Here is a 21,040-nt window from a genome sequence, read left to right on the forward strand (position 1 = left end):
GACATGGCGCGCATCGCCGTCATCGGAGGATCCGGCTACGCCGGTCGCAGCATCATCGCGGAGGCGGTGAGCCGCGGCCACACGGTGCTGGCGGTCGCGCGCCGCGTCCCGTCCGAGCGCCACGCCGGCGCGATCTACATCGAGGGCTCGCTGACCGACGTGCCCGACCTCGTTGCGCAGCTCATCGGCGTCGACGTCGTCGTGTCGGCGGTCGCGCCGCGGGGCGACATGCTCGGCCTCGTGCGCCCGAACATCACGGCACTCGTCACCTACCTGCCGGACGACGTCCGGGTGGGCGTCATCGGGGGAGCGGTGAGCGCGCTCGTCACGCCCGAGGGGGAGCGCCTCGTCGATCTGCCCTCGGTCGCCGACGAGTACATGCCGGAAGCGCTCGAATCGGTCGGCATCCTCGACGATCTCAAGGCCGGCCCGAGCTCCCTCGACTGGTTCCACCTCCGCCCGACCGGCGGCTTCGAGGGATGGGATGCGGAGGACCGCTCCGAGGCCGACGGCGGTTGGATCGTCACGGATGCCGAGGGCGAAGCGCACACGGACAGCGCGGACCTCGCCGTCGCCGTCGTCGACGAGATCGAGCAGCCGCGCCGCACGCGCACCGCCTGACGACGGCGTCGCCCCGGCCGCGCCGATGTGCACGGGCCATGACTCTCAGCGCATTCATCGGAATGCAGGTTCGCGCACCGTGTTGGACTTGACGGATGCCGCCACCCTGGCGGCGCGAAGGAGTTCGAGCATGGCCCGCATCATCGTCATCGGAGGCACCGGATACGCCGGTGGCCACATCGCCGCGGAGGCCGCATCCCGCGGACATGAGGTCGTCTCCGTGTCCCGCACGGCGCCCGAGGCGAAGGTCGACGGCGTCGACTACGTGCAGGGCGACGTGCTGGATGCGGCATCCCTCGCCGACACGTTCGACGGTGCCGATGTGGTCGTCTCCGCCATCTCGCCTCGCGGCGACATGACGGATTCGGGTCTGGACGCGGTCCGCGCGCTCGTCGGCGCGCTGTCCGGGACGCCGACGCGTCTCGGCGTCGTCGGTGGTGCGATGGGCAGCCTCGCCGCCCCCGGTGGACCGCGCCTGTGGGACCTCGGAGTGCCCGAGGAATACCGCCACGAGGCGCAGTTCGGCATGGACTCGCTGGACATCCTGCAGGAGACCGCCGACCTCGACTGGTTCTACGTGCACCCGCCGAAGGTGTTCGGCGGGTGGGTCCCCGGCGAGCGCACGGGCGTCTACCGCGACGGCGGCGACGTCTTCGTCGAGGACGCCGACGGCAACTCCTACATCTCCGGCGCCGACTACGCCGTCGCGTTCGTCGACGAGATCGAGAACGGCAAGCACCGCCGCGAGCGGTTCACCGTCGGCTACTGACGGAGATCAGACCAGGTCGCGCCAGTCGATCTCATCCCCGTCCTCCGCGTCAGCGCCGAGGACGGGGATCGACAGCGTCTCGGTCGGCGGGCCCATGATGGTCGCCTCGTCACGGCGATGGCGCAGCACCTCGTCGATGTAGCTCGTCAGGGCCTCGGCGAGCGGGACCGACCGTCCCTGCGCCTGCGACATGTACCAGCGGTGCTCCAGCATCTGGTGGAAGACCTCCGCCGGCTCGAGCTTCGCACGCAGATCGAACGGGATGGCGCGCACGATCGGCTCGAAGACGCGCGTGAGCCATTCGTGGGCGACCATCTCCTCGTCCTCGCCGCCGCGGCCCGTGCGGGCACGGTACTCGTCGAGGTCGTTGAGGAGCCGCCTGGCCTGGTTCTCCTCGACGTCGAGGCCGGTCAGTCGGAGGAGCCGGCGCTGGTGATGGCCGGCATCCACCACCTTCGGCTGGATCGACACGCGCGTGCCGTCGGGCGTCGCCTGGATCGACATCTCATCGATGTCGAAGCCGAGGTCGTTCAGGCGCTGGACGCGCTCGGTGATCCGCCACGCCTCGTTCGCGGCGAAGGTCTCCTGGTCGGTGAGCGCCGCCCACAGAGAGGCGTATGCCGACATGATGCCGTCCGCGATCTCGACGGCGTCGACGCCGCGCTCGAGGCGCCCGCCCGCTTCGAGGTCCATGATCTCGCCCGCGATGTTGGTGCGCGCGATCTCGAGGTCGTGCGCCCGCTGGCCCGCCGTAAGGCCGGTCTCATGGAGCTCGCCGGTCTCGGCATCGACGAGATAGGCGGCGAAGGCACCCGCATCCCGCCGGAAGAGCGTGTTGGAGAGGGACACGTCGCCCCAGAAGAACCCCACGTTGTGCAGCCGCACGAGAAGCGCGGCGAGGGCGTCCACGAGGCGCGTCGCGGTGTCCGGACGCAGCACCTGGGTGAACAGGGCCCGGTACGGGAGCGAGAACCGCAGGTGCGCGGTGACGAGGGCCGCGGGAAGCGGTGAGCCCGCCGCATCCGTCCGTCCTGCGATGACCGCGACGCGCTCGACGCAGGGGACGTCGAGGCGATGCAGGTTGCCGAGCATCTCGTACTCGCGTCGCGCCATCTCCTCCGTCGTCTCCTTGATGGCGACCACGTGACCGGACAGGTTCGCGAAGCGCACCAGGTGGCGGGAGATGCCCTTGGGCAGGTACACGATCTCCCGCTTGGACCAGTCGGCGAGAGGCGTCGACCACGGCAGCGCGAGCAGCGCGGGATCGATGGCGCTCGCGGTGATGCTGAGGGCGTCAGGCATGTGGTCCTCCCGGGTCTTCAGACGGATGCGGCGCGGGGGATGTGCATCCCCCGCGCCGCATCGCGTACTCAGAAGTGTGTCACGCCGAGGCGACGGCCTTCGTGCCGAGGCGCTCGCCCGACTCGACGTCGAAGAGGTGCGCGTGGTCCGGCGTCGCCGTCAGGTACACCTTGTCGCCCGCGAACGGGTGCGTGCGGCCGTCGACGCGCGCCACGATGTCGGTGCGCTTGCCGTTGATCTCGGAGTGGCCGTACAGGTAGCCGTCGGCGCCGAGCTCCTCGACGAGGTCCACGATCACCTCGAGGCCGGCGATCGGCGACGTCGAGACGTGGATGTCCTCGGGGCGGACGCCGATCGTGACCTGCGCACCGGCGTCGGCGAGGACCTCGCGCTCGACCGGGACGACGGACTCGCCGAACTTCACGCCGCCGTCGACGACGTCGGTCGTGAAGAGGTTCATCGCGGGGGAGCCGATGAAGCCGGCGACGAAGACGTTCTTCGGGGCCCCGTAGAGGTCGCGCGGCGTGCCGACCTGCTGCAGGACGCCGTCCTTCAGGACCGCGATGCGGTCGCCCATCGTGAGGGCCTCGGTCTGGTCGTGCGTGACGTAGACGGTGGTGACGCCGAGGCGGCGCGTGAGCGACGCGATCTGCGTGCGGGTCTGGACGCGGAGCTTCGCGTCGAGGTTCGACAGCGGCTCGTCCATGAGGAAGACCTGCGGGTTGCGGACGATGGCGCGGCCCATCGCGACACGCTGACGCTGACCACCCGAGAGGGCCTTCGGCTTGCGGGTCAGGTACTGCTCGAGGTCGAGGAGCTTGGCGGCCTCGAGGACGCGCGCAGCACGCTCCTCCTTGCCGACGCCCGCGATCTTCAGAGCGAAGCCCATGTTCTCGGCGACGGTCATGTGGGGGTACAGCGCGTAGTTCTGGAACACCATCGCGATGTCGCGGTCCTTCGGCGGGACGTCCGTGACGTCGCGGTCGCCGATGAGGATGCGGCCCGCGTTGACCTCTTCGAGGCCGGCCAGCATGCGCAGGGTGGTCGACTTGCCGCAGCCCGACGGGCCGACGAGGACGAGGAACTCGCCGTCTCCGACCTCGAGGCTGATCTTGTCGACGGCGGGACGGGTGCCGCCGGGGTACAGGCGAGTCGCCTGGTCGAACGTGACCGTAGCCATTTTCTTCTCCTTCACCGGCAGGTACGTGCCGGACGATCCGTAGTGAGGGTGAGGCGGGGCGCTGCCCGCACGCCCATCATCGGGCGCGGGGCCATTATGGCATGGCCAAGGGGCCCACGCGCACCGAGGCTCCTCGCAGCGCGGAGCGATGCGTGGAGAGTGCGTGGGGAATATGCCTCGGACACCGTGTGCTCGCACGCGACGTCTGGGCATTTCTCAGCCTGTCTGGCTAGCATCGTCGTCGGTCCGCCTGCCCGTTGCGCGGGCCCTCGCCGGGACGACCCGGCCCGCAGACAAGAGGTTCCATGTCGAGCGACGATTCTTCGAACGCCCCCTCGAGCCAGCGCCGCGATGCGGTGCGCGAGAAGGCTCAGCAGGTCCACGCCAAGCAGTCCCGCGCGCGTCGCGCGCGTCGCTTCTGGATCGTCACGGGTGTCGTCGTGCTCGTGGGCGCTGTCGCCGCATCCGTCGTCTACGCGTTCGCGTCCACGGCGGCCAAGCCCCTCGCGCAGCCGCAGAACGTCAGCAACGACGGCTTCCAGATCACGAGCGTCAGCGGGGTCACGACGACCTCCGGCCAGGCGATCGGCGACGCGACCCCGACCCCGACCGCGTCGGGCGACCCCGCATCCGCGACGCCGTCGCCGACCCCGACGACCACCGCGTCCGTCGACATCCGCGTCTACGTCGACTTCCTGTCGACGGGATCGCGCGACTTCCAGGTCGCCAACGTGCAGCAGCTGACCAAGTGGGTCAGCGAGGGCGCCGCGAAGCTCACGTACTACCCCGTGGCGATGCTGACGGCGAAGTCCAACGGCACCAAGTACTCGCTGCGTGCGGCGAGCGCCGCAGCATGCGTCGCGACGCACTCGCCGGAGAAGTTCTTCGCGTTCACGAACGACCTGCTCGTGAAGATGCCCTCGCCGGACTCGGACGGCATGAGCGACAGCGACCTCGCGAATCTTGCGATCGCCTCCGGCGCCGCGGATCCGAAGTCCGTGCGCCTGTGCATCGAGAACGAGGACTACGCGAGCTGGGTCAAGAACGCGACCGACCGTGCTGTCGACGGCATTCCGGACACGAAGCATGTGGTCCTCACCGGCACCCCGATCGTGCTGGTCAACGGCACGCAGTACATGGGCGCGCTCAATGACCCGAAGGAGTTCGCCCAGTTCGTCCTGACGGTCGCGAGCAACGCCTACTACAAGACGGCGACGCCGACGCCCACTCCGACCCCGACCGCCGGGCAGTAGACGCGGCGTGACGCGCGGGGCCGAGTCGGTAGACTTGTGCCCCTGCCGACTTGGCGCAATTGGTAGCGCACCGTACTTGTAATACGGGGGTTACGGGTTCGAGTCCCGTAGTCGGCTCGATCGGGAGCCGGCCCGCTTCTCATACGGGGTGGGGTGCAGGTCCGAATCCCGATGTCGGCTCCACCTGGGTTGAGTCCTGGGGCCGGCTCGATACGCCCGTGCATCGACGATGCGGGCCATTTTCCGATAGGATCCCCGCGTCCGAAGGGGGGTCGGCGGATGGCACTGCTGCCTGCTCCTGTCTCGGTGACTGCGGGGAACACCGCGGTCTTCCCGATCATGCGGATGCGCGGTCACGCCCGCTCGCGGTGGGCGCAGGCGATCGCAGCCCTCCTCTTCGCGGCTGTGCTGATCGCGCTCGTTCGCGGGCCGCTCGCCGCTGACCTCGAGCACGTGCTCGACGGGGCGCACGTGTCGGGCGCGTCTGTCATCTCCGATGGCGCCGGCACGACGGCCGCAGCATCGCCGCTGACGCTCGACCGGCTCACGACGAGCACCCCTGCGGAGCTTGCGGTCTTGTCCGCGCACGAGATGACCGCCTTGCATGCGCTCGCGGCGAGCACGCCTCCGCGCGCTGTGGATGACTGGTGGCGCTCGCTGAGCACCGCGCGTCAGAACGCCCTGATCGCCGGTGTTCCGGCCCTCATCGGCCGCTGGGACGGTGTTCCCCCGCGTGCGCGCGTGGCCGCGAATCGGAATCTCGCCGGCGAGGAGCTGCGGCGTCTGACGAAGGATGCGGCTGCGTTCTCGGTGAGCGCGGACTACCTCCGCTACCTGCGTCGTGCGGCTGACGGCCAGGTCCAGCTGTATCTCTGGGATCCGCAGCACAGCGCCGTGATCGAGATGACGGGCGATCCGCAGACCGCCAGATCGATCCTCTTCGTCGTGCCTGGGACGAACAGCGACGTCTCGAGCTTCACGGCGGCCGACCCGGTCACCGCGTTCGCGCGGTGGCAGGTCGCTCATGCGCGACCGGCTGACGGCGTCGTGGCGTTCACCGTCATGACCGGGCCCATGCCGCATCTGACGATGGACCTCGTCGCCCTCTGGTCGAACGGTCCGCAGAACAATGCGTTCGCCTTCGAGCGCGGGCGGGAGTACGCGCGCTTCGTCGAGGGTGTGGAAGACGCCCTGCCCCGGGTGCCCACGGTGAGCTTCGAGCACTCGTACGCGTCGGCGATCGGCAGCGCCGCCGAGCGCGATGGGGCGCGGTTCTCGGCGCGTTTCCTCGCAGCGAGCGTCGGCGCCCCCGCCGGCTACCGCCCGGTGTCCGGGACCGAGTACTACGCCGCGCAGGCTCCGAACGACATCAACCGCTACTACTCGGGGGTGCAGATCGCGGAGGTCGGGTTCGCGACCACGCCCGAGTCGATACCCGGCATCCACGTCCTCGACACGGGCTTGACGGGCTCGAAGATGGATCCTGGGGCGCTCGTGCAGCAGACCCAGGGGTCCGTGATCGGCGCGGTCGTCGCCCTCGCCTCGCAGCTGCCGGCCAGTGTGGAGAACCACAACACGCTGCTGTCCGCGGATGCCAGCCGGAACGGGAGCGTCCTCAAGAGCGTCGCGAAGGTGCTGCGGGATGCGACGGCCGGTCCTGCGTCCGCCGGGCCGCCGCAGTCTGCGGTGAGACCGGCGTCCCCCGCGGCGTCGCAGAAATCGGCGAGTTCCGCACCCGCGGCATCGCCGCAGAGTGCTGGCCATTCCGCGTCCGCGGCGTCGCCGCAGGGCCCTGGCCCTTCGGCGTCCGCCGGACCGCCGCAGGGCTCGGGGAGATGAGACCGCGTTAGACTCCCTGGGCGCGCTCGTCGGGGAACGAATCCGATCCTCCCTGCGCGTCACCCCTCGCTCGCCGCAGCCCGCTGCGGCGGTGGAGCCCTGGGCACGGCGACCCTCGGGTGGTACCGTTGTTCGGTATACAGAAGTTATCTTTCATCAGACGGAAGAAGTGCGTGATGTCGGCAGACCCCTACGGCAGTGGCCCTGAGAGCGACGGCTCGGAGGACGTGAGGACGCTCGTGGCGCCGCGTGCGAACACACTGCATCGCCCCGTCGACCCGTCGATCGCCCGGTCGTGGCTGCTGGTCCCCGGCACGCGGGTCGACCAGTTCGACGAGATGGCCGCCTCTCGCGCGGACGCCGTCGTGCTCGACATCGAGGATGCCGTCGACCCCTCGAACAAGCCGAAGGCCCGGCAGGACGTCGCCGACTGGCTGCGCGGCGGCGGCCGCGCCTGGGTGCGGGTGAACGACGTGTCGAGCCCGTTCTGGGCCGACGACCTCGCTGTCCTCGCAGGCATCCCGAATCTCCTGGGCATCATGCTCGCGAAGACCGAGACCCCGGACCAGGTCACGTCGTCGTTCGATCGCCTCGGCGGCAACGTGCCGGTCGTCGCGCTCATCGAGTCGGCGGTCGGCATGGAGGATGCCGCCCACATCGCCAAGGCGCGAGGTGCGTTCCGGCTCGCGTTCGGCAGCGGCGACTTCCGCCGCGACACCGGCATGAGCGCGGATGCCGAGGCCATGGCCTATCCGCGCGCGCGGCTCGTCATCGCGAGCCGTGTCGGCGGACTTCCCGGGCCCATCGACGGCCCGACCGTCGGCAACTCGATGCCGACGCTGCGCGAGCACTCCGCCATCACGGTGTCGATGGGCATGACGGGCAAGCTGTGCCTCGCCGCCGAGCAGGCGCCCGTCATCAACGAGGTCATCAGCCCCACCCCGAGCGAGGTGGCGTGGGCGCTCGACTTCCTGGCCGACTTCGAGAGCCGCGGTCGCGTCGTGCGCGACGGCAGCGACCTGCCGCGCCTCGGCCGTGCGCAGAAGATCGAGAAGCTCGCGGTCGCGTTCGGGGTGCACCCGAACTGAGTCGTCCGCGCGGGCGCGGCCTGGTCCGCCTCGGTCGGCGCCGGCTCAGCCGCGCCCGTCGAACGGCATCCCGGCTGCGGTGATCGTGAGCGAGCCGATGACCGCGTTCGCGGGCAGCTCGGCCATCATGACGACCGTGCGCGCCGCATCCGCGACGTCGAACATCGGCTCGGGTCGCACCGAGCCGTCCGCCTGGGCGAAGCCGCGGTTCTCGCCGAACCCGGTGAGGAGGCCCGTCGCCGCGTTGCCGATGTCGATCTGGCCGCACGTGATGCCGAAGGCGCGTCCGTCGAGCGCGATCGCCCGGGTGAGCCCGGTCATCGCGTGCTTGGAGACCGCGTACGCGACGGTGCGCGGGCGCGGGCGGTGCGCGGCGATCGAGCCGTTGTTCAGGATGCGGCCGCCCTGCGGCGTCTGCGCCTTCATCGTGCGGACGGCCTCCGCCGCCACGAGCATCGCTCCCGTCACGTTGACATCGAGCGTCCGCTGCCATTCGGTGGGGTCGATCTCGTCGACGGCTCCGGGCGGCCCGGGCACGCCCGCGTTGTTGAAGACGGCGTCCACGCGGCCGAACCGCTCGACGGCGAGGGAGAACAGCGCGCGCACGGATCCAGGATCGGTCACGTCCGCGACGACCGCGAGGGCGAGGGGATGCTGCATCCCCGCCTCGACGAGCGTGTCCAGGGTGCGGCCGGCGAGCGCCACCGCCCATCCTGCCTCGAGGAAGGCGCGCGCCGTCGCGCGCCCGATTCCGGTGCCGGCGCCCGTGACGACGACGGTGCGCGGACGTTCGGTGGAAGCGGTCATGGGGGTCCTCTCCGGAAAACGGCTCTTGACAGACGGTATACCCGAGCGTCAGTATGTTTACCAGAAACGGAAAGAAACTTCCGCGATACGGTATGGCGAACAACGAACCCCCGGTTTCTGCCGACGAGGAGGTCAGCAATGAGCGCTGCGCGCAAGAAGGCCGCAACGACGAAAGCTCCGACGGAGCGCCGCCCCGAGGATGAGAGGATGCCGATCGGCACCTCGATCGCCTACGGTCTCCAGCACGTTCTCACCATGTACGGCGGCATCATCGCCCCGCCGCTCATCATCGGCGCCGCCGCCGGCCTGAAATCGAGCGACATCGGCCTGCTGATCGCGGCCTGCCTCTTCGTGGGCGGCCTCGCGACGGTGCTGCAGACGCTCGGCATCCCGTTCTTCGGCGCGCAGCTGCCGCTGGTCCAGGGCGTGTCGTTCGCGGGTGTTGCGACGATGGTCGCGATCGTGACGACGAAGGGCTCCGGCGGCGGCATCACCGCGGTGTTCGGAGCCGTGATGGTGTCGGCGGCCATCGGCCTCCTGATCACCCCGATCTTCTCGAAGATCATCCGGTTCTTCCCGCCCGTCGTGACCGGCTCCGTCATCACGATGATCGGTCTGTCGCTCATCCCGGTCGCCGCGAACTGGGCGATGGGCGGCAACGCCAAAGCGCCCGACTACGGCAGCATGGCCAACGTCGGCCTCGCGTTCCTGACGCTGCTCATCATCCTGATCCTCAGCAAGGTCGGGAACGCGGCGATCTCGCGCCTGTCGATCCTGCTGTCGATCGTGATCGGCACGGTCATCGCGATCCCGCTCGGGATGGCGAACTTCTCGAACGTCCTGAACGGCCCGATCGCCGCCTTCCCGACGCCGTTCGCCTTCGGCCTGCCGACCTTCAGCATCCCCGCCATCGTCTCGATGCTGATCGTGGTGCTCGTGATCCTCACCGAGACCACAGCGGACGTGCTCGCCGTCGGCGAGATCGTCGGAGCCAAGGTCGACGCCCGCCGCGTCGGCGACGGCCTGCGCGCCGACATGCTGTCCAGCATCATCTCGCCGATCTTCAACTCGTTCTCGCAGAGCGCGTTCGCCCAGAACGTCGGTCTCGTCGCGATCACGAAGGTCAAGAGCCGCTTCGTCGTCACCGCCGGCGGTGCCATCCTGATCATCCTCGGCCTTCTGCCGATCCTGGGCCGCGTCGTCGCCGCGGTGCCGATGTCGGTCCTCGGTGGAGCGGGCATCGTCCTGTTCGGCACGGTCGCCGCCTCCGGCATCCGGACGCTGTCCAAGGTCGAGTACAAGGACAACATGAACCTGATCATCGTGGCGGCCTCGCTCGGTGTGGGTCTGCTGCCCGTCGTCGCGCCGCTGTTCTACCACGACTTCCCGGACTGGTTCTCGACGATCTTCCACTCGGGCATCAGCTCGACCGCGGTCGTCGCGATCCTCCTGAACATCCTGTTCAACCACATCAAGGCGGGGAACTCGAAGGACCAGTCGGTGTTCGTCGCAGGCCCCGCGCGCCTCGTGCGCGAAGAGGAGCTCGCAGCCCTCGAGGACGGCGACTACTACGTCGGCGGCAAGCTCTTCGCGAAGGACGGCAAGGAGATCGAGATCATCCCGACCGGATCGATCGCGACCATCGACCCCGCGCGCGCGGAGGCGCACAAGCAGAACGACCAGTCGCAGCACTGATGCGGCGAACGTCGAGGGCGGCCCATCCGGCCGCCCTCGGCGCATGAAAGGAGCACCCATGACCCTTGCCGGACTGCCCGAGACGACCCTCGCCGACGGACCCGACATCGACCCGGTCGAGACCGCCGAGTGGACCGAGTCGCTCGACCAGCTGATCGACACGCACGGCACCGAGCGCGCGCAGTTCATCGTGCGCCGCATCATGCAGCGCGCGAGCGCGCGCAGCGTCGGCCTGCCGATGGCGACGACGACGGACTACGTCAACACGATCCCCGCCGACCAGGAGCCGCAGTTCCCGGGCGACGAGCAGATCGAGCGCCGGTACCGGGCCTGGATGCGGTGGAACGCCGCCGTCATGGTGCACCGGGCGCAGCGCTCCGACATCGGGGTGGGCGGCCACATCTCGACCTTCGCCGGGGCCGCGACGCTCTACGAGGTCGGGTTCAACCACTTCTTCCGCGGCAAGGACCACCCGGGCGGCGGCGACCAGGTCTTCTTCCAGGGTCATGCCTCACCGGGCATGTACGCGCGCGCCTTCATGGAGGGGCGCCTCACCGAGGAGGACCTCGACGGCTTCCGCCAGGAGAAGTCGAAGGAGGGCCACGCGCTCTCGTCGTACCCGCATCCGCGCCTCATGCCGGAGTTCTGGGAGTTCCCGACCGTCTCGATGGGCATCGGCCCGATGAACGCGATCTACCAGGCGCAGGCGAACCGCTACGTGCACAACCGCGGCATCAAGGACACGTCCGACCAGAACGTGTGGGCGTTCCTCGGCGACGGCGAGATGGACGAGCCGGAGAGCCGCGGACTCCTGCAGCTCGCGGCCAACGACAAGCTCGACAACCTCACGTTCGTGATCAACTGCAACCTGCAGCGCCTCGACGGCCCGGTGCGCGGCAACGGCAAGATCATGCAGGAGCTCGAGGCGTTCTTCCGCGGGGCGGGCTGGAACGTCATCAAGGTCGTGTGGGGGCGCGAGTGGGACGACCTGCTCGCCCGCGATCGCGATGGCGCTCTGGTCGATCTCATGAACGCGACGCCGGACGGCGACTACCAGACGTACAAGGCGGAGTCGGGCGCCTACATCCGCGAGAACTTCTTCGGCCGCCGGCCGCAGACGGCCGCGCTCGTCGACGACCTCACGGACGAGCAGATCTGGAACCTCAAGCGCGGCGGCCACGACTATCACAAGGTCTACGCGGCGTACAAGGCTGCGGTGGAGCACAAGGGCCAGCCGACGGTCGTCCTGGTGAAGACCGTCAAGGGCTACGGTCTCGGCGCGAACTTCGAGGCGCGCAACGCGACGCACCAGATGAAGAAGATGACGCTCGACGACCTCAAGTCGTTCCGCGATCTGCTGCGCATCCCGGTCACCGACGCGCAGCTCGAGGCCGACCCGTACCGTCCGCCGTATTACCACCCGGGTGCGGATGCGCCCGAGATCCGGTACCTCATGGACCGTCGCCGCGCACTCGGCGGCTCGGTGCCCCAGCGCCGCAGGGAGCACACGCAGCTGACGCTCCCGGGCGACGCCGCCTACCAGGTCGCACGTCGCGGATCGGGCACGCAGCATGCCGCGACGACGATGGCGTTCGTCCGGCTCCTGCGCGACCTCATGCGCGACGGAGCCCGCGACCCGCAGGGACTCGGCCCGCGCATCGTGCCGATCATCCCGGATGAGGCGCGCACGTTCGGCATGGACTCGTTCTTCCCGACGGCGAAGATCTACAACCCGAACGGCCAGAACTACACGTCCGTCGACCGCGAGCTGCTGCTGGCGTACAAGGAGAGCCCTGCCGGGCAGATCCTGCACGCCGGCATCAACGAGGCGGGGTCGGTCGCCGCGTTCACGGGCATCGGCACGTCGTATGCGACGCACGGCGAGCCGCTCATCCCGGTGTACGTCTTCTACTCGATGTTCGGGTTCCAGCGCACCGGCGACTCGTTCTGGGCCGCCGCCGACCAGATGACCCGCGGGTTCATCGTGGGCGCGACCGCGGGGCGCACGACGCTCACGGGTGAGGGCCTGCAGCACGCGGACGGGCACTCTCCGCTCCTGGCCTCCACCAACCCCGCCGTCGTGTCGTACGACCCGGCGTACGGGTACGAGATCGGCCACATCGTGCGGTCGGGCCTCGACCGCATGTACGGCGGACAGCACGCCGACCCGAACGTGATGTACTACATCACCCTCTACAACGAGCCGATCGTCCAGCCGGCCGAGCCTGACGGCGTCGACGTCGAGGGCATCGTCCGCGGCATCCACCGCGTCGCCGATCGCACCGGAGGTGGCATCCCCGCGCACATCCTCGCCTCCGGCGTCTCGGTGCCGTGGGCGATCGAGGCGCGCCGCATCCTCGCCGAGGAGTGGGGCGTGGATGCGGATGTCTGGTCGGTGACGTCGTGGAACGAGCTGCGTCGCGACGGCATCGCCGCCGAGGAGGAGACGTTCCTGCACCCCGAGCAGCCCGCGCGCACGCCGTTCGTGGCGCAGCAGCTGGCCGACTCGCACGGGCCCGTGGTCGCGGTGAGCGACTACATGCACGCCGTGCAGGACCAGATCCGCCAGTTCCTCCCGAACGACTTCGCATCGCTGGGTGCGGACGGCTTCGGGTTCTCCGACACGCGTGCGGCTGCGCGCCGCTTCTTCAAGATCGACGTCCAGTCGATCGTGGTGCGCGCGCTGCAGCTGCTCGCCAAGCGCGGGGATGTCGCTGCGGATGCTCCCGCGCAGGCCATCGAGCGCTACCGCCTGCTCGACGTCAACGCGGGGACGACCGGCACGGCCGGCGGCGACTCCTGACGGACGACGGATGACGGATGCGGGGCCCGGCGATGCCGGGCCCCGCATCCGTCCCTCAGCCCTTGTGCGGCAGGCGCGACAGGTGGGCGTGGACGTCGACCGGCTTGCGACGGCCGGGACGGTCGCGCTCGGGCTTCCCGCCGACGTACAGCCAGCCGAGGAGCTCTTCGCCCTTGTGCAGCCCGTGGAGCTTCGCGACGGGCTTCGACCGCGTGTAGTGGCCGGTCCGCCAGATCACGCCCCAGCCCGCCTCGTCCAGGAGCAGGCTCAGCGCGTGCGCGACGCCGGAGGCGACCGCCTCCTGCTCCCAGCGGGGGACCTTCTCGCTCGGCCGAGTGCTCACGACGATCGCGATGAGCAGCGGCGCGCGCAGCGGCTTCGCCGACGCGCCCATCTCGCCGAGGCTCTTGTTGATCGCCCGGCCGAGGCGCTCGCGGTCGTCGGCGCGCAGCTCGATGAGCCGCCACGGCTCGAGCGACGAGTGGTCGGCGACCCGCCCGGCCGCTGCGACGAGTTCTGCGAGCTCTTCGTGGGTGGGCGCCGCCTCGGTCACCTTCGAATACGACCGGCGCGCGAGGACCGCCTCCCGTGCTGGATGCGTCATGCCTCGGGTGTGAAGTCGAGCGAGATCGAGTTCATGCAGTAGCGGTCGCCCGTCGGCGTGCCGAAGCCGTCCGGGAAGACATGCCCCAGATGCGAGCCGCAGTTCGCGCAGCGCACCTCGGTGCGCAGCATGCCCTGGCTTCGGTCCTCGATGAGCTCGACGGCCTCCGGCCGGATCGACTCGTAGAAGCTCGGCCAGCCGCAGTGGGAGTCGAACTTCGTGCCGCTCTGGAACAGCTCCGCTCCGCAGGCCGCGCACGTGTAGAGCCCGGCGCGGTGCTCGTCGAGCAGTTCGCCCGTCCAGGGCCGTTCGGTCGCGGCCTCCCGCAGCACCGCGAACTGGTCCGGGGTGAGCTCCTCGCGCCACTGCGCGTCGGACTTGGTCACGTCGTACGTCGTCATGGGATCGCCTTTCGCCACCTCTATTCAACCGGAGGCCGAGAGGGAGTGTTCCGGCCCGGCCCCGGGATTGGCTGAGAATGGGACGGATGGACGAACAGGCAGCGGTCGCCGAGCGCTACGCGCGGTTCGCGCGCGACGAGGCGCCCGGCAGGTCCGCGCTGTATGCGGAGTGGGCGAGCGCGGTGGCATCCGATCCGGCGCTCGCAGCAGTCCTCGCGCGCATCGCGGCCGCCCACCGTCAACCGCCGCTCGTCTTCGCGGTGACGCGCCTGCTCGGAGCCCCCGAGTCGGGCGAATGGCCGTCGTGGCTTCTCGCGCACGCCGACGAGGTCGTCGCCGAGTGCGGGAGCCGCAGCCTCCAGACGAACGAGCCGCTGCGGTGCGCTGTGCTCCTGCCGGCGCTGTCGCTCATCGACGGGCCCATCGCGCTGCTGGAGGTCGGCGCGAGCGCCGGGCTCTGCCTGTACCCAGACCGCTACGCCTATCGGTACGCGTCGGCGGACGGCGACACGGTGCTCGGGGACTCGCCCGTCGTCCTGCACTCGCGGTTCCGCGGGCCGCTCCGCCCGCCGCTTCGCCTGCCCGACGTGGTCTGGCGGGCGGGCATCGATCTGCATCCGCTGGATGCGGGGGATGCGGGCGACCGGCGCTTCCTCGAGACCCTGGTGTGGCCGGGGGAGGAGGGGCGCGAGTCCCGCATCCGCTCCGCCCTCGACGTCGTGGCCGCCGACCCGCCCCTTCTCATCGAGCGGGATGCGGTCGAGGCGATCCCCGAGGTCGCCGCGCTCGCCCCGCCGGGTGCCACGCTCGTCATCACGACGCCGGGCGTCCTCGCACACGTCCCGTATGCGGGACGTGTGCGGATCATCGACGCCGCCCGGGCAGCGGGACGCTGGATCACGCTGGATGCCCCGAGCCTGCACGACGGGTGGTCGGCGCCGATCGATCAGGCGACCTGGCCGTCCGACGCGTTCGCGCTCGCGCTCGACGGCGACGTGCTCGCCGCCGTCGATCCGCTCGGGGGTTTCGTGGAGTGGCGCGCGGGCCTGCGCGCCTCCCACGACTAGCGTGGACGGGTGCCCCTCTCCGATCGCGACCGCGAACTTCTGGCCTTCGAGGCCGCGTGGCAGCGGCACGGCGGAGCCAAGGAGGAGGCGATCCGCGGCCAGCTCGAGCTGACTCCGGCCCGCTACTACCAGCTCCTCGGCCGCCTCATCGAGTCGCCGGATGCGCTCGCGCACGATCCGCTGCTCGTCAAGCGCCTGCTGCGCCTGCGCGAGACGCGCCGGGACACGCGCACGGCTCGCGCCGGCGGCATCGGCTGAGCACACATCGGTTGAGCCGCATCCGCTGAGCACACCGCCGCCGAGTGTGCATCCGCTGGGTACGCTTCCAGGGCGCGCCAGGTAGCATCGTGGGATGCCGAATCCGAGTCACCCCCGGGACCGTTTCGACTCGCTCCCGGAGGACTCCGGCCGGGTCGGGGCGCACCGCGCCGAGAACCCGCACATGAGCGGATGGCTCGTGTTCACCTGGGCGGCAGTCGCCACCGTGGTCCTCGTCGGCATCGGCATCTTCGGCACCCTCGTCGCATCGGGCAAGATCACCCTCGGGCCCTCGCCCTCGGCGACCGTCGCCGCGGCGCCGTCGGTGACACCGGTCATCGACACCTCGTACAACGTGCTCGTCCTGAACGCCACGGGTCAAGCCGGCCTCGCCGCCTCCGTGAAGGCCAAGGTCGAAGCAGCCGGATGGAAGGCCGACAACGTGCAGGCGGGGGATGCCGGCACCACCGGCTTCGCGAAGACGACGGTGTACTACGCGCTCCCTGCGGATGAGGGAGCGGCGCAGGGTCTCGCCAACGCGATCGGCGGCGCCGAGGTCGCGCAGAGCGACGCATATCAGCCGACAGCGAACCCGGACGCGAAGCAGCTCACGATCGTCGTCGGGATGGATCGCGCCAACGGCGGAAGCGCCACGCCCAAGAAGTAGGTCCACGCGGGCGCAGACCGCCTGTGTCGTCGAACCGCGTCCGCTTGCACTCGGGTGGGGCGAGTGCCAGAATGACTTTTAGCACTCATGTTCTCTGAGTGCTAATACCCCAAGCCACCGTCCGGGAGGGACGACACACACATGGCAAAGATCATCGCTTTCGATGAGGAGGCCCGTCGCGGCCTCGAGCGCGGCCTGAACACCCTGGCCGACGCGGTCAAGGTCACCCTGGGCCCGCGCGGCCGCAACGTCGTGCTGGAGAAGAAGTGGGGCGCCCCCACGATCACGAACGACGGCGTCTCCATCGCCAAGGAGATCGAGCTCGACGACCCGTACGAGAAGATCGGCGCGGAGCTCGTCAAGGAGGTCGCGAAGAAGACGGACGACGTGGCCGGTGACGGCACCACGACCGCGACCGTCCTCGCCCAGGCGCTCGTGCGCGAGGGCCTGCGCAACGTCGCAGCCGGCGCCGACCCGATCTCGCTCAAGAAGGGCATCGAGAAGGCCGTCGCGGCCATCACCGCCGAGCTGCTCGAGTCCGCCAAGGAGGTCGAGTCCAAGGAGGAGATCGCCGCCACGGCATCGATCTCGGCCGCTGACCCCACCATCGGCGAGCTCATCGCCGAGGCGATCGACAAGGTCGGCAAGGAGGGCGTCGTCACCGTCGAGGAGTCGCAGACCTTCGGCACCGAGCTCGAGCTCACCGAGGGCATGCGCTTCGACAAGGGCTTCATCAACCCCTACTTCGTCACGGACCCCGACCGCCAGGAGGCGGTCTTCGAGGACCCGTACATCCTCATCGCGAACTCGAAGATCTCGAACATCAAGGATCTTCTCCCCGTCGTCGACAAGGTGATCCAGGACGGCAAGGAGCTCGTCATCATCGCCGAGGACGTCGAGGGCGAGGCGCTCGCGACGCTCGTGCTCAACAAGATCCGCGGCATCTTCAAGTCGGTCGCCGTCAAGGCCCCCGGCTTCGGCGACCGCCGCAAGGCGCAGCTGCAGGACATCGCGATCCTCACCGGCGGCCAGGTCATCAGCGAGGAGGTCGGTCTCAAACTCGAGAACACGACCCTCGACCTGCTCGGCCGTGCGCGCAAGGTCATCATCACCAAGGACGAGACCACCATCGTCGAGGGTGCCGGCGACCCCGCCCAGATCGAGGGTCGCGTGACCCAGATCCGTCGCGAGATCGAGAACACCGACAGCGACTACGACCGCGAGAAGCTGCAGGAGCGCCTCGCCAAGCTCGCCGGCGGCGTTGCCGTCATCAAGGCGGGCGCGGCCACCGAGGTCGAGCTCAAGGAGCGCAAGCACCGCATCGAGGACGCCGTCCGCAACGCGAAGGCCGCCGTCGAGGAGGGCATCGTCGCCGGTGGCGGCGTGGCGCTCATCCAGTCCGGCCGCAAGGCGCTCGACGAGCTGTCGCTCTCGGGCGACGAGGCGACCGGTGCCAACATCGTGCGTGTCGCGATCGAGGCTCCGCTGAAGCAGATCGCCCTCAACGCCGGCCTCGAGCCGGGCGTCGTCGCGGCGAAGGTGTCGGAGCTCCCGACCGGTCACGGCCTCAACGCCGCGACCGGCGAGTACGGCGACCTGTTCGCGCAGGGCATCATCGACCCGGCCAAGGTCACCCGCTCGGCGCTGCAGAACGCCGCGTCGATCGCCGGCCTGTTCCTGACGACCGAGGCGGTCGTCGCGGACAAGCCGGAGAAGGCGGGCGCGCCCGTCGGCGACCCGACCGGTGGCATGGACTTCTGATCCAGTTCACACGGAAGCGGCCCGCCGGCGGGGGGGGGGCGTGGGCGGGGACCGGCGGGTGGCGGGGCGGGGCGCCGCCGACGGCCCCCCCCCCCTGCTCGGTATCGGCGTACTGACGGCCGGCGGCGGCCAGCGCCTGGGTGATCGCGCCGAGGGATGCCTCGACCTGCCGCTGCGTTACCCTCCACTGATCGATGACGTCCTGGAAGGCGGCCGCTGCGACGCCCGTCCACGAGCCCTGCAGCTGCGTGAGCTGGGCGAGCATCGCGGAGGCCTCGGCCTCGAGGCGCTCGGCGGTGCCGCGCGCGGCGGCGGTGGCGGCGAAGACCTGTTCGCTGTCGACGGAGAAGACGGCCATGAGGAACTCCTTGCGTGGGGAAACGGTCTCCTCACGGTAGGCGCGGGGCGCCGCATCCATCGTGCTGGTCGTCGTTCTGTGCACGACGGCCTTCGCCATGACCGAAGCGTCGAGCCTGGGGAGGAGAGTCAGTCCTCGTCGACCGCGATCCGCGTGAGCGGCTGCGTCTCCAGGTTCACGTGGTCGGCCGCGTTGCGCTCCTCGGCGAGCGGGAGGGCGACCCGGAAGGTGGCGCCGCCGCCGGGGGTGTCGTCGACTGAGACGGTCCCGTGCAGCGTCTCGACGATGGAGGCCACGATCGAGAGACCGAGACCCGACCCGCCGGTCTCGCGGGTGCGGGACGTGTCCGCGCGCCAGAAGCGCTGGAAGATCTGTTCACGGATCTGCTCGGGGATGCCGTCGCCGTGGTCGACGACCTCGATCCATCCCATGCAGGCCACGGTGTCCACGCCGACGCGCAGCTCCAGCGGAGACTCGTCGGGGCTGTACCGGCGCGCATTGCCGAGGAGATTGGCGACGACCTGACGCACCTGGTTCTCATCCGCGAGCACGAGCGGCTCCGGCAGCGCGGCCGGAGGTGCGACGATCTCGGGTGCGAGCGGAGTCGGACGCCCGCGGCGGCGGAGGCGCGACAGCGTCGCGCCCGCGCGACCACGGGCTCCGCGTGCCGGCGCGGCGACCGCGTTCGTCGTCAGGTCCGCCTCCGCGGCAGCGGACTCGGCGGCGCCCATGTCGGTCGTGTCGATCACGGTGACCTCACGCCCGGGAGACGTCGCATGGACGTCCATGGCCGCGTCGCGTGCGATGGGACGGAGGTCGACCTGCTCGATGACGACGTCGCGCTTCTCGTCGAGACGGGCGAGGGCGAGGAGGTCCTCGACCAGGACGCCCATCCGGATCGCCTCCTTCTCGATGCGCTCCATCGCCTGGGCGGTGGCTTCATCGCCCTCGATGGCCCCGATCCGGTAGAGCTCCGCGTATCCGCGCACCGTCACGAGCGGCGTGCGCAGCTCGTGACTGGCGTCGCCGATGAACCGGCGCATCTGCCGCACCGACGCGTCGCGCTGGCTGATCGAGTCGTCGACGTGCACGAGCATCGCGTTCATGGCGTTCTTCAGGCGCCCGACCTCGGTCGTGGGCGGTTCGATGTCGGTGAGGCGCTGACTGAAGTCGCCGGCCGCGATCGAGTCCGCCGCCGCCTCCACCTGCCCGAGGCTCCGGAAGGTGAGCGTCACGAGCCACCGTGTGGCGAGGGCGCCGGCGATGAGGATGACGAGGGCGAGGAGCGTGTAGATGCCGAGGTACGCCGTCACGACCTTCACCACGGGCGCCGTCGGCAGGGCGACGAGCTGCGTGTAGAGCGTGCGGGAGTCGACGACGTTCTGCAGCGCGACCATCGCGCGGTAGTCCGGGCCGCCCGACGAGTTCTCCAGGGGAAAGGCCTGCAGCGAATAGATCTGCGTCTGGCTCAGCTTGTACGTCTCGGGGAACACGGGGCTCGGCGCTCCGTTGCCGCCCGCGGTGATCCGGAGCTTCCCGGTCTCGTCGTACAGCGCGACGAAGAAGTCCGTCGGCACGTCCGGCCGCGCCGTGAACTTCGGACCGTTCGCCGTGTTCTCGACGGTGATGAGCGACGGGGCGAGGTTCGCGTTCGCGAGCGGTCTCAGCGAGTCGTCGATGCCGTTGATCAGCGAGTTGCTGAGAAAGAACGCGGTGCCGATGCCGGCGACGGCGAGGCCGATCGCGAGGATCGCCACCGTGACCCCGGTGACCTTCGCGCGCAGGCTGACGCCACGCCACCCGCGGGTGACCGCATCCGATCCGGCAGCCACCGTGTCGCTCCTGGTTCTAGGCGGACTTGCCCGCCTTCAGCATGTAGCCGAAGCCGCGCTTGGTCTGGATGAGCGGCTCGGTCGACAGGGGGTCGATCTTGCGGCGGAGGTACGAGATGTAGCTCTCGACGATGCCGGCGTCGCCGTTGAAGTCGTACTCCCACACGTGATCGAGGATCTGCGCCTTGGACAGCACGCGGTTGGGGTTCAGCATGAGGTAGCGCAGGAGCTTGAACTCCGTGGGGCTGAGGTCGATGGATGCGTCTCCGACGAAGACGTCGTGCGTGTCCTGGTCCATCGTGAGCTCGCCGGCGCGGATGACCGACTCCTCGTCGGCCTGCATCGTGCGGCGGAGGATCGCCTGGATGCGGGCGACGATCTCGTCGAGGCTGAAGGGCTTCGTCACATAGTCGTCGCCGCCGGCGTTCAGGCCCGCGACCTTGTCCTCGGTGTCGTCCTTCGCGGTGAGGAAGAGGATCGGCGCGGTGTACCCGGCGCCGCGCAGGCGCTTGGTCACACTGAACCCGTTCATGTCGGGGAGCATGACGTCGAGGATGATGAGATCCGGCTCCTCCTCGAGGACGGCCGAGATCGTCTGCGCACCGTTGGACACGGCGCGTACCTGGTAGCCGGCGAAACGCAGGCTCGTGATCAGCAGGTCGCGGATGTTCGGTTCGTCGTCGACGACGAGGATGCGCGGAGCGGTCATGGACCCAATATGCCAGGTCTCGACTG

Annotated in this window: 18 protein-coding genes, 1 tRNA gene and 1 pseudogene; 12 read left to right on the forward strand and 8 right to left on the reverse strand. The window is 69.8% G+C overall.

The window, feature by feature from the left end; all coding sequences use genetic code 11:
* The first annotated feature begins 3 nt into the window (after window positions 1-3).
* Together QSV35_RS17255 and QSV35_RS17260 are read left to right on the forward strand one after the other, a co-directional pair.
* Window positions 4-621 (forward strand): NAD(P)-dependent oxidoreductase, encoded by a 618-nt coding sequence (locus QSV35_RS17255; RefSeq protein WP_286290072.1) that lies wholly within the window; start codon window positions 4-6, stop codon window positions 619-621.
* A 130-nt stretch (window positions 622-751) separates the two neighbouring features.
* A complete protein-coding gene (locus tag QSV35_RS17260) occupies window positions 752-1,390 on the forward strand; it encodes an NAD(P)-dependent oxidoreductase (protein WP_286290073.1) in 639 nt (212 codons plus the stop codon).
* Window positions 1,391-1,396: 6 nt separating this feature from the next.
* Here QSV35_RS17260 and QSV35_RS17265 read toward each other — a convergent pair whose 3' ends face one another.
* Both QSV35_RS17265 and QSV35_RS17270 read right to left on the reverse strand, forming a co-directional pair.
* Complete coding sequence (locus QSV35_RS17265; protein WP_286290074.1) at window positions 1,397-2,692, reverse strand: DUF4032 domain-containing protein; 1,296 nt, start codon at window positions 2,690-2,692, stop codon at window positions 1,397-1,399.
* 79 nt (window positions 2,693-2,771) lie between these two features.
* A complete protein-coding gene (locus QSV35_RS17270) occupies window positions 2,772-3,872 on the reverse strand; it encodes an ABC transporter ATP-binding protein (protein WP_286290077.1) in 1,101 nt (366 codons plus the stop codon).
* Between the two features lie 305 nt (window positions 3,873-4,177).
* On the opposite strand from QSV35_RS17270, the gene QSV35_RS17275 reads away from it, so the two are divergent.
* From QSV35_RS17275 to QSV35_RS17290, 4 genes are all read left to right on the forward strand, one after another.
* Complete coding sequence (locus QSV35_RS17275; RefSeq protein ID WP_286290079.1) at window positions 4,178-5,125, forward strand: DsbA family protein; 948 nt, start codon at window positions 4,178-4,180, stop codon at window positions 5,123-5,125.
* 44 nt (window positions 5,126-5,169) lie between these two features.
* Window positions 5,170-5,242 (forward strand) — tRNA-Thr (locus QSV35_RS17280).
* A gap of 162 nt (window positions 5,243-5,404) precedes the next feature.
* Window positions 5,405-6,964, forward strand: a complete 1,560-nt coding sequence (locus QSV35_RS17285) for a hypothetical protein (protein WP_286290081.1) — start codon at window positions 5,405-5,407, stop codon at window positions 6,962-6,964.
* A gap of 176 nt (window positions 6,965-7,140) precedes the next feature.
* Window positions 7,141-8,052: an HpcH/HpaI aldolase/citrate lyase family protein gene (locus QSV35_RS17290; RefSeq protein ID WP_286290083.1), complete on the forward strand. Its 912-nt coding sequence runs from the start codon at window positions 7,141-7,143 to the stop codon at window positions 8,050-8,052.
* A gap of 45 nt (window positions 8,053-8,097) precedes the next feature.
* On the opposite strand, the gene QSV35_RS17295 is transcribed toward QSV35_RS17290, so the two are convergent.
* Window positions 8,098-8,859, reverse strand: a complete 762-nt coding sequence (locus QSV35_RS17295; protein WP_286290085.1) for an SDR family oxidoreductase — start codon at window positions 8,857-8,859, stop codon at window positions 8,098-8,100.
* A 138-nt stretch (window positions 8,860-8,997) separates the two neighbouring features.
* On the opposite strand from QSV35_RS17295, the gene QSV35_RS17300 reads away from it, so the two are divergent.
* Both QSV35_RS17300 and aceE read left to right on the forward strand, forming a co-directional pair.
* On the forward strand, window positions 8,998-10,554 hold the full coding sequence (locus tag QSV35_RS17300; RefSeq protein WP_286290086.1) for a nucleobase:cation symporter-2 family protein: 1,557 nt from the start codon (window positions 8,998-9,000) through the stop codon (window positions 10,552-10,554).
* 58 nt (window positions 10,555-10,612) lie between these two features.
* A complete protein-coding gene (gene aceE / locus QSV35_RS17305; RefSeq protein WP_286290087.1) occupies window positions 10,613-13,357 on the forward strand; it encodes a pyruvate dehydrogenase (acetyl-transferring), homodimeric type in 2,745 nt (914 codons plus the stop codon).
* A gap of 55 nt (window positions 13,358-13,412) precedes the next feature.
* On the opposite strand, the gene QSV35_RS17310 is transcribed toward aceE, so the two are convergent.
* Entirely contained in the window at window positions 13,413-13,961 is a 549-nt protein-coding gene (locus tag QSV35_RS17310) for a nitroreductase family protein (RefSeq protein ID WP_286290088.1), read from the reverse strand.
* Window positions 13,958-14,362: a peptide-methionine (R)-S-oxide reductase MsrB gene (gene msrB / locus QSV35_RS17315; RefSeq protein WP_286290089.1), complete on the reverse strand. Its 405-nt coding sequence runs from the start codon at window positions 14,360-14,362 to the stop codon at window positions 13,958-13,960. Before msrB ends, QSV35_RS17310 begins: the two co-directional genes overlap by 4 nt.
* An 86-nt stretch (window positions 14,363-14,448) precedes the next feature.
* Here msrB and QSV35_RS17320 point away from each other — a divergent pair, with 86 nt between their 5' ends.
* The 4 genes from QSV35_RS17320 (at window position 14,449) to groL (ending at window position 18,115) form a co-directional block, all read left to right on the forward strand.
* A complete protein-coding gene (locus QSV35_RS17320) occupies window positions 14,449-15,429 on the forward strand; it encodes a DUF2332 domain-containing protein (protein ID WP_286290090.1) in 981 nt (326 codons plus the stop codon).
* A gap of 9 nt (window positions 15,430-15,438) precedes the next feature.
* Window positions 15,439-15,687 (forward strand): DUF3263 domain-containing protein, encoded by a 249-nt coding sequence (locus QSV35_RS17325; RefSeq protein WP_286290091.1) that lies wholly within the window; start codon window positions 15,439-15,441, stop codon window positions 15,685-15,687.
* Window positions 15,688-15,781: 94 nt separating this feature from the next.
* A complete protein-coding gene (locus QSV35_RS17330; RefSeq protein ID WP_286290092.1) occupies window positions 15,782-16,354 on the forward strand; it encodes a LytR C-terminal domain-containing protein in 573 nt (190 codons plus the stop codon).
* A 141-nt stretch (window positions 16,355-16,495) separates the two neighbouring features.
* Entirely contained in the window at window positions 16,496-18,115 is a 1,620-nt protein-coding gene (groL, locus tag QSV35_RS17335; RefSeq protein WP_286290093.1) for a chaperonin GroEL, read from the forward strand.
* 103 nt (window positions 18,116-18,218) lie between these two features.
* On the opposite strand, the pseudogene QSV35_RS17340 reads toward groL, so the two are convergent.
* The 3 genes and pseudogenes from QSV35_RS17340 to QSV35_RS17350 form a co-directional block, all read right to left on the reverse strand.
* Window positions 18,219-18,572: pseudogene (locus tag QSV35_RS17340) on the reverse strand (WXG100 family type VII secretion target); the annotation flags it as partial.
* Window positions 18,573-18,601: 29 nt separating this feature from the next.
* Window positions 18,602-20,305, reverse strand: coding sequence for a sensor histidine kinase (locus QSV35_RS17345; protein WP_286290094.1), 1,704 nt, complete (start codon window positions 20,303-20,305; stop codon window positions 18,602-18,604).
* A 16-nt stretch (window positions 20,306-20,321) separates the two neighbouring features.
* Complete coding sequence (locus QSV35_RS17350) at window positions 20,322-21,014, reverse strand: response regulator transcription factor (protein WP_286290095.1); 693 nt, start codon at window positions 21,012-21,014, stop codon at window positions 20,322-20,324.
* Window positions 21,015-21,040: the final 26 nt, after the last annotated feature.

It is taken from the genome of Microbacterium candidum (genome assembly GCF_030315975.1).
In the GTDB taxonomy this organism is placed as follows: Bacteria; Actinomycetota; Actinomycetes; order Actinomycetales; family Microbacteriaceae; genus Microbacterium; species Microbacterium candidum.